The following is a 9,622-nucleotide window of genomic DNA, read 5'->3' on the forward strand; positions in this document are numbered from 1 at the left end:
AACTGGAACTGATAAAGAGAATATCATAAACTCATTTAATGAAGCAACAATTGATCCGAATATGTATATTGAAATGATAACAGGAAATATGTTGAAAGTCACGATGAATGAAGGATATGTTCTTACTTTTACAAGCTATGGTTCAAAAAGTAATGTTATTGTTAAGTTTGAAAAAGACGACGATTTAAGGACTTTTCACATAGTAGCTCCTGATATAGCAAAAATATTGTTAGAAAATTAGGTGGATGAAAACCACCTATAAAGACAAATAGAGTAAGCAAAGGTATATTTAAATGAGAGATTACAATAATTACAGTTGAATTATGGAAAATCTAGGTTTATTATTAACTGAAAGCTTTTTATTATAATATAGTGCTTGAGGAATTTATTTACTCAATAAAGGGGATTGAATATGGATAATTTGATATTAGTTAAGCCATCAAAGGAATTAGAAAAAAGCATTTGGGAATATCGTCAGGAATACTTCAATTTTGGCGAAACACATATCAATGGTAGTTGTAGTATAGCATATTTTAATGATTTTAACGAATGGCTTAATATTGTTCTCTCTATTGAAAAAGACAAGTTGTTAGCAGATACAGTTCCTGCAAGCACATTTTTTTCAGTACGAAAATCTGACAATAAAATTATAGGTTCAATTCAATTAAGACATTTTCTCACAGAGGATTTAGAGAAATGTGGTGGTCATATTGGATATGGAATTCGCCCGACAGAACGAAAAAAGGGATATGGTAAACAACAATTATTACTTGTTTTAGAAATAGCAAGAGAAATGAAATTACCCAAAGTGATGATTTCCTGTGATAAAGATAACATAGCATCAAGCCGAACAATAATTAGTTGTGGTGGGATATTAACTTGCGAAAATTATTTTGAAGATAAAGAACAGCAAATATTTTGGATTAACCTCGATAAATGAGACTACCTTAGTTATTGATCAATTCGTATTCTTAATTACTGCTAAAGTTATTTCAAGTATTTGTCGATATATTACATAGTTTTGTTGATATGGTGTTTATCATGTGAAAGGAAAGGAGGATATTGTAATGAATCAGAATAGTTTAAGTAAACAAACAAGTGTATTAAGAGAACGTAACACATATACTAAGAAAATAAATAACTGTAAATCATGCTATAATGATGGGGATTATTGTGAGCATAACAATAGAATCCTATCTATAAGAAAGTTTGCTAGAAATTAGTTGACCATAAGTTTAATTCCAATAGTAACCATGATATTGGAAGACTAGATCTTATAGGAAGCCAATTACTGCATGCGAATTAGCATGTGGTGATTGGCTTCTTTTATGGTATAAGTAGACATAGTAATAACAAGTGAATATTAGAGGAGTATGCGATGGCAAAATATAGAGAAACAGTATGCAAGTATTATGTTGCTTTAGGTGAATGTAAAAAAGGCAGAGATGCATGCCATGAAAATTACTGCCAAAAATGTGATAAATATTACCCTAGAGCAAAAGTGAGACATATTAATAAGAAAAAGAAGAAACTACAAGAAATAAGAAAAAATGAAAGAGATTAGTAAGGTAAAAAAGGTATCACAAGCAATGTGCTAAGAAAGGGATAAGTATGAAAATAATAAAAGGTGAATATAACGAAGCAAAGGTATATACAGATGTAGTGGAAGAGATGGCTTTATCACAGATTAAAACATTATGTGTTTAATTACTGTATTACAAACTGATGAAGTAGTTACGCAGTTCAATGAAAAATACTCGGTAGAGAGCTTACGAAAAATGATTCAAATAATCTCTGCAGTTATAGAATGCCTTATGAAAATTGATAATTATGCTTATCCCCCCAAAGCAAATTATGCAAGAGAGTTCCAATTTCGGAACACCAAAGCTATGATAAAAAATACAGAAATCATTCCAGATAGTGTAGCGGAGCAATTAGATAATCACTTTCATGAATTGGGCTCGAATTACAGATTGATTTATGAAATATTGAAGGATACTGGTTTAAGGCTTAAAGAAGTTATTTTTTTAGAGGCAGATTGTCTCACTGAAAGTAAAGTGGATAAAAAATATTATGTACTTGAATATACACCTTATAAGATTCTAAATAAGTTGAAATTGTCAGGAAAACCATGTAAACAGATAGTTCTGATAAATGCTTTACTTGCTAATAAATTATATTTAAAGATTAAAATGACAGAATCATTAAGGGTACGTTCGGAAAGCAATTACATATTTTTAAGTCAAAAAACAAAGGCAAGAAACAGTATCGATATAGCAATGGCTCAAGAATCAAATTATGTTGATGCTGTTAATCGCATAATTAAAAAGCATAATATCTTGGGTGAAGATGGTGAATTGTGGTATTATACTGCAAGACAAGCAAGAAAAACATTGGCTGTAATAATGGCTGATAATGGGGCAACATCTCAAGAAATTGCAAGTCAACTGGGACAACATGATAAAAGAACCACTGAAAAATTTTATGCTGAAGTAAGAAAAAAGAGGATGGCTCAGTTAAATTCTGATTATTATAAAAAGAAGTTTGCTTTATATGTTGGAGATGAAAATTTAAAACAGTATTCCGAAGAGGAACGAAGACAACTATATGTAGATTTTGCAATGAATGTTAGGGAAGTAGAATTTGGCCAATGTTCAAAGCATATTTCCGAAGGACCGTGCGGTAAAAGAGTTGGGAAGTCTAATTGTGCCACATGCCCGAAATTATGTACAGGAAAGAAATATCTTAACAAGTGGATTGAATTGAGGGATTCACAGAAATACATTATAGATGCTCTCATAAAAGCCTATAAGCATTATAATATCACTGATTATGAAGGATTTGTTGAATACAGAAAGGAAATGAAGTTATTGAGCGATTATCAAGCTGTTATAGACAAGATAAATGAAAAGGAAGGCAAGTAGGATGCTTAATAAAGAGTTTGATTATAGTTACAATATTGCTGATGAAGATGAAGAATTAATAGAATCAATAAAAACTTATTCAATAGTAACTTCATTTGATGATAATACTTGGGTGCTTGAGAAGCTTAAGCGAAAAGGGCTGGGAAAGGGTAAAAATACTTTATATTTTGTTAATATCCCATCCGAATATGCTGTTATTACCAAGAAGTTTGCTCTTTCAAGATTAAATAGGCGTATAGCAGTAAGCACAGTTCAAAGTAATATAACTGGTCTTTCGAGATTTTATGCTTTTTTAAAGGAACAATGTAATTCTTTAAGTATTGATAAGGTTAATAAAGAACTAATTAATGCTTATCAGGATTATTTAGAGTATGTAACTGATGTAAAGAAATCAACTAAAGAAAGTTATTGGACTGCAATTACTGCCTTCTTCTCAAAGATGTCTGCCTTTGAAGGGATTCCAATTGTAAAAATGGGGAATGTTAATCCATTTAGCCGAACATCGTCAGACCGTTTAATAGATAGCAAGTATATTCCCCCAGAGGTCATAAAACAATTTGATGATATATTTTATTACAAAGATGTTCCTTTAGCACTAAAATGTGCCTACTGGATATGTAGACTAATACCTTCTCGTATTGGTGAAGTAGTGTCAATTCCTATCGAATGCATTAGGCAATATGGAGACCTATTTACTTTAACCCTTAATATGTATAAGCAAAATGGTGGGTACATAGAGCCTGAAACAAGGGTGATTGGGTTCAAAAATGAAGATATGGGAGAATATCTACTAAATCTTATTCATGAACAAATGAAAGTAACAGAATCATTACAGCAATATGTTGGAATGAATGATAACGACTTACTTTTTACATATGTAAGAAGCCAATACCATACGAATGGTAAATATAGTGGTAAATATATTTCATCAAAAATTGACACAACAACTGTGTTTACGTTAACGGATTCGTGTTTCCGTAAACAATTAAATGTACTGGCTGATAGATACCAAATAAGAGAAAGTAGTGGTGGTATCTATCATATCACATCGCACCAATTAAGACATAATGCAATAACTGATAGGATATATGAAGGCTTTTCACTGCTGGAAATAAAAGATTTAACGCACCATAAAACTACAGCAATGATTGAAGGAAGTTATGTCCATCCAGACAAGGAAAAAACTATTCAGCAAGCAAGGAAAATAGCCAATGAAGAAACCGAAACGCATGAGTTCAGAGGAAAAATCATTAATAAAAATGTCAAAGCGTTTGATAAAATCATGAGGATGCCACGCTCTCATTCATTGGGTAGACTTGGAATATGCAGTGATATATCTGCTTGTAAAAGCGAAATGTTTGAATGCCTTTCTTGTGACTATTTTAGACCGAACTTAGAGGAATTGGCGTACTTTGAAGAACAAGTATCTGAATGGGAAGAAAAGACAAGGATATTTAAAAATAACAAGTTTATGCTTGAAAATGCTCAATACAATTTGGGTTTGAACAAAAAGATTGTAAATAAAATCATTAGAATGAAGGAGACGGGTTCTTATGAGTGAAAGAGAGATACCAGATAGCTTGAAAAAGCTTCAAGATGAAAAACGAAGTCAAACGTTATCAAAAATCCAAGAAGTAATAGATGAATTAAAGAATGATAATGCAGAAGTTACTAAAAAGAAATTAATAGAGATGACAGGATATTCTGCTTCAACATTAAGTAAGCAACATGTAAAGGTATTATTAAAACATAATAAGGTATGTCAGTACAAGGAAACATTAAAAGTGAAGCCTATTAAAGAGGATGTTTCTGTAAGGTATGAAAAGAGTTTAGAAAAAGCAAATAATGAGATTAGCAGACTTAAAGCAGTTATCGTTGCGAAAGATATTAAAATTAATGAGTTGGATACGTCACAAAAGGAGCTTCAGGAGAGGTATGAAATATTGCTTATTTATATTCAAGGTTAAAAATGAATAAATAGAGGAGGTAATGCAGTTGGAATATTATAAAGAATTACGCAAATTTGTGGGACATAGCCCATTAATACTACCTGGTTCTGTTGTTATCATAGTAAATGAAAAGGGTGAATTACTGTTACAGGAAAGAGACAATTACTTTTGGGGTTTGCCAGGTGGGTTAATGAATTTAGGAGAGTCATTAATAGAAACTGCAAAAAGAGAAGTATTTGAAGAAACAGGGCTACAAATTAATAACTTAATATTACTCGATGTATTATCTGGCCCAGATTATTTTTATAAAAATCCAAATGATGACGAATTGTATTCCGTAACAGCAGTTTACACAACGACTGATTACATAGGTGAATTGATGCCTGACATGGATGAAAGCAAAAGTTTGAAATTTTATAATGTTAATTATTTACCCGAAAAAATGGAGCAAGAATATAAGGATTGCATAAATGCTTATCTAAGAACACTTAACCGTTAAAATTGGAAAGGATGAAATAACATGAAAGTATTATTTTTAGATATAGATGGTGTTTTAAATTCGAACATTTGGAATGAAAAGAATCCGAATGAATTAAGTGATGGGAAATTTATTGATAAGACCAGAGTACAACTATTAGCTGAAATTGTAAAAAAAACAAATGCTCTAATAGTATTGCATTCTGGATGGCGGTTTTGGTTTGATGATAGACTAAATCCAATTCGAGATGAAGCAAAGCATTTTGTTATGATTTTAGAACAGAATGGGTTAAAGATTTTTGATAAAACCCCTGATTTAACAACAGATGAAATAAGGAGAACAAAGCAATTTAGTTTAGTAAAAGCAAAGGAAATACTGTTATGGATTGAACACCATAAGGACGTTCAATCATATATAGTTTTAGATGATTTGGACTTGAATAATAATATAATAAAGAATAGTTTAATTATGACAAATGCCACTATTGGCTTAAGCGAAGAAAATGTATTAGATGCGATTGCACGTCTTAACGGTATTTAATAATTATTATAATTGTATTTCTATTTCTTATCTAATACTTTGAAAAGATTAGCATATTATATAATGCATAATTAATAGTGCATAGCATCATCTACATATAAGTGGAGGAAATCATTTTATAGAAGTGGACCAAGATGAGGAAGGAAATATCTATATCGTTGTGCATTCGGGTTCAAGACATCTAGGACTTGAAGTAGCAAATTATTACCAAGAACAAGCATATAGACAATTGAAAAATAATACACCAAGAGATATCTTTAATCTTGTTGATGAATATAAGGCAGCAGGCAAAGATAATGAAATACAATCTGCAATCGATGACATGAAGAAGCAAATTAAGACGGAGATTCCCAAGGCGCTTGCCTATGTAACAGGTTCCTTAATGGATGATTATATTCATGATATGAAGATTGTTCAGAAGTTCGCTATGTTGAATCGTAAGGCAATGATTGACGTTATCATCAAGGGAATGAAACTCAAAGTAGTAGAGGAATTTACAACTATCCATAATTATATTGATACAGACAATATGATATTAAGAAAAGGTGCTGTGTCAGCAGTAAAGGGTGAGAAGTTATTAATCCCAATTAATATGAGAGATGGTTCATTGATTTGTATTGGCAAAGGTAATCCAGATTGGAACCAATCTGCACCTCATGGAGCTGGTCGTCTTATGTCAAGAAATAAGGCTAAGAATTCCTATACCGTATCGGAATTTAAGAAAGAGATGAAAGGAATCTACACTACTTCCGTAAATAATAAGACATTAGATGAATGTCCTATGGCGTACAAAGGCATGGACGATATAGTAAATAACATCGGAGATACTGCTGAGATTATGAAGGTGATTAAACCTATATATAATTTTAAGGCTGGTGAGGAGTAAAAGTTAAGGTTGATATGGAGGAAAGCAAAAGCTTGAAAGGTTTTTGGAGGGGGAAATAACATTAAGGTATTATTGTCATGATCATTCATGTGAAAAGTGTGATAAGAAAGGATAGCTAATGATGGCTATCCTATTTTTTGATAATTATGGTTGAATCATGGAAATGAATGGTATATTATTAAACGAAAGGCTTTAAAGTATTGAAATTGTAGCAGATATAACGGTTAATAATATAGAATAATTTGTGAGTGTAGGACAAGTTATATGGAGGAAAAATTGAATATTCAAATAGGGATAGTCTTAATTTTAAATTTCATAATTACCATAATCGGAACATTGGCGTATTCTATTAGATTAGTTGGTGTAAGGACTGGTAAAATAGCGATTACGTATTCAGTATTTAATATATTATCATTGATTTCAAGGTTGGCAGTATCTTTTCAAGGGCCCATATTAACTAAATATGTAGAAAATAATTTAAGTGCAGATAATGTATTATCTATCTTCAATATAATTATAGTAGTATCAGGGATAGCGACAGTGGTAGGTGCACTTATGATACCCACTTTTCAAAGAATTTTTTATAAAGGTGTATTAAGTTTTTCCATTGATAAATCTCTTCCTAAACTTGTTATTCATAGTTTTTCTAGAACAGGTATTAACTATATGAAAGAGTGTGTCGCTATTCCTATATCAACAAATATAACAAAAATCAAGTTTAGAAAATTGCCTGTAAAAATAATTCTCTTTAATCTAATTGCGGTTTCATTAATTACTGTAGGCTCATTAGCACCTATATATGCTGGTAGCATTGCACCAGATGTGAGAATGACATGTAATAGTTTATCATCTACTATAAATGGTTTGGCTACAGTTTTAATGTCAATATTCATTGATCCACATTTGTCAATTATGACTGATGAGGTGATAGAAGGAAAATGTTCGGAAGAAGATTTTAGGTCGTGCGTAGTTGCCATGGTGGGAAGCAAATGTATCGGAACTTTTGCTGCGCTTTTATTACTTATACCGTCAGCTTATTTAATAATATTTATAGCAAGAATTATTTAAATCCCCTGTTCGACAAACTTCTCGTAACATAGTTGCTATACTTGTAAATATATATAGTGAAAATGTTATGTTTATAAGGGGGATTATGTATTAATGAAAAAGCAGAGAATCTTTCTATTACTTAGTTTATTGATGATTATCTTAGTTAGTGGCTGTAAGGAAAGTGAGAACCCAATTGATGATGCAGAGGTAGTAAACCAAGAGGAAAAGGAACATACATGTATAATTGCCAATTCGTTATTAAAGTCTTCAAGAGTAGACGAATTCTTTCGGTATTTATCGCAAGACGTAGATAAGAAGTCAATTGAAGCGTATTATGTGAATACGTATGAAGATATTAATGAGAATCAAGAAGTGATTAACAGTATTCGTAATGCAGATCAAGTTGTAATTCTTGGAATTCCAACGAAGACAGAACATAATAGTGAAAAAGATAATTGGTTAAAGTTTGTGGAATTAGATGAGTTAAGAGCGCTTGCTAAGACGGAAACTAAGTGGTATTATGCTGCTGTTTTAGATAGTATTGACTCTACAGACTGGGAGAATATGAATGTAAATAAATTAGAAAAATATAGCACAATCAGCGGAGGATATTCGTGGTATTGCATGACTCATAACGGTCGTTTTGATGCTGCTAATGACTTAGGCGTAGAGGGAGAGAGTGTAAATCCAACTTTGTTAGCGGGATATGGACTAGGTGTATATCTACAATACAAATTATATGGGAATCATTGCACGAATTATACATATTCAGAAATAGTTAGTAAAATGGAAGACACAAATGTTGCAATGGAAGATCGTAGTAAGGATATTGAGGAAGTAAGAAGATTAATAACAGGAGAAAAGACGATTATTGAGGATACCAATATGATAAATGTTATTAATGCTACGGAGGATGAATCGGATTCCCAGAAAGGTGAATTCCCAGAAAAGCATTATTCTGTATTTGATGTCATGTGTGCAGGTGAAGATGGAATTTGGTCGTTGGAGAAGGCTGAAAATGGGGACCCAATTGTATATACTTGTGGTAATGTGGATAATCTTATGGAAGATCCATTCATGCGTTTTTTTGAGCGAACATGGGAAGAAGATCATTGGGAAAAAAATAATTACAAAGAGACAATGGACATGTCTAAAGTTGTTACTATGTATAATAATTATTGCACAAAGAAAGATTTATCTGGAAATTGGTATGCAAGTGCGGAAGATGTAGAAGATGAGAAGATATATCTATGTACGTTTGATCTGAATAGAAAGTTTATAAAGAAAATTTGTCTTAGTGATATCTTGGGAACCTTATGTTATGACTTTGATTTGTTAGATAAGAATCAAATCATTGTTCCTACGTATAGCTATTATGGTCAGACAATGGATGAAAATAAAGATCCGCAGTATAAATACATTTATATAGATGGAATTTCGCTAATTGACATTGATACAGAGAAAATCACTAGAAGATACGATGTTGGCTTTCCGTTACATCAAATTAAGGTGTCAGATGGAAAAATCTTTGGACTTGATTATACGAATGAGTGGTTAATTATCGTCAATCAGGAAAGTGGTGAAGTGGAGAAGTCTATATTCATTGGAGATTTAGGATTTGTGAAAGAGGAAACAGATGAAAGAATGTGGTCAGACAGAAAAAATTTATATGATATAAGCGAGGATAAGGTGTATTTTCTGAAGAAGTCAGGTATCTATGTAATTAATATCAATGATGGTAAATGTAGTAAAATCTTAGAAGGTGGAAAACTGGATTTCTTTAATAAACCTGAAA

12 protein-coding genes are annotated in these 9,622 nt (G+C 31.6%); all 12 read left to right on the top strand.

What is annotated here, in order from left to right:
• Window positions 1–241: hypothetical protein (locus ACW2QF_RS09680; protein ID WP_455715798.1), on the top strand; the 241-nt coding region annotated here is incomplete at its 5' end.
• A gap of 171 nt (window positions 242–412) precedes the next feature.
• The gene (locus ACW2QF_RS09685) at window positions 413–940 is read left to right on the top strand and encodes a GNAT family N-acetyltransferase (protein ID WP_455715799.1); all 528 of its coding nucleotides are present in this window, start codon (window positions 413–415) and stop codon (window positions 938–940) included.
• 127 nt (window positions 941–1,067) lie between these two features.
• The gene (locus ACW2QF_RS09690) at window positions 1,068–1,223 is read left to right on the top strand and encodes a hypothetical protein (RefSeq protein WP_455715800.1); all 156 of its coding nucleotides are present in this window, start codon (window positions 1,068–1,070) and stop codon (window positions 1,221–1,223) included.
• A 155-nt stretch (window positions 1,224–1,378) separates the two neighbouring features.
• A complete protein-coding gene (locus tag ACW2QF_RS09695) occupies window positions 1,379–1,564 on the top strand; it encodes a hypothetical protein (RefSeq protein WP_455715801.1) in 186 nt (61 codons plus the stop codon).
• Window positions 1,565–1,778: 214 nt separating this feature from the next.
• Complete coding sequence (locus ACW2QF_RS09700) at window positions 1,779–2,924, top strand: tyrosine-type recombinase/integrase (protein WP_455715802.1); 1,146 nt, start codon at window positions 1,779–1,781, stop codon at window positions 2,922–2,924.
• Between the two features lies 1 nt (window position 2,925).
• Window positions 2,926–4,485, top strand: a complete 1,560-nt coding sequence (locus ACW2QF_RS09705; RefSeq protein WP_455715803.1) for a tyrosine-type recombinase/integrase — start codon at window positions 2,926–2,928, stop codon at window positions 4,483–4,485.
• A complete protein-coding gene (locus ACW2QF_RS09710; protein WP_455715804.1) occupies window positions 4,478–4,891 on the top strand; it encodes a hypothetical protein in 414 nt (137 codons plus the stop codon). Before ACW2QF_RS09705 ends, ACW2QF_RS09710 begins: the two co-directional genes overlap by 8 nt.
• A gap of 28 nt (window positions 4,892–4,919) precedes the next feature.
• Window positions 4,920–5,372 (top strand): NUDIX hydrolase, encoded by a 453-nt coding sequence (locus tag ACW2QF_RS09715; RefSeq protein ID WP_455715805.1) that lies wholly within the window; start codon window positions 4,920–4,922, stop codon window positions 5,370–5,372.
• Between the two features lie 21 nt (window positions 5,373–5,393).
• Window positions 5,394–5,891, top strand: coding sequence for an HAD domain-containing protein (locus tag ACW2QF_RS09720; RefSeq protein ID WP_455715806.1), 498 nt, complete (start codon window positions 5,394–5,396; stop codon window positions 5,889–5,891).
• Window positions 5,892–5,988: 97 nt separating this feature from the next.
• Complete coding sequence (locus ACW2QF_RS09725) at window positions 5,989–6,777, top strand: RtcB family protein (RefSeq protein WP_455715819.1); 789 nt, start codon at window positions 5,989–5,991, stop codon at window positions 6,775–6,777.
• Between the two features lie 264 nt (window positions 6,778–7,041).
• Window positions 7,042–7,845 carry a lipid II flippase Amj family protein gene (locus ACW2QF_RS09730; RefSeq protein WP_455715807.1) on the top strand — a complete coding sequence of 268 codons (804 nt, stop codon included), beginning with the start codon at window positions 7,042–7,044 and terminating at the stop codon, window positions 7,843–7,845.
• Window positions 7,846–7,938: 93 nt separating this feature from the next.
• A partial coding sequence (locus tag ACW2QF_RS09735) for a YncE family protein (protein ID WP_455715808.1) occupies window positions 7,939–9,622 on the top strand: 1,684 nt, incomplete at its 3' end.

The organism is Anaerosporobacter sp. (assembly GCF_965301125.1).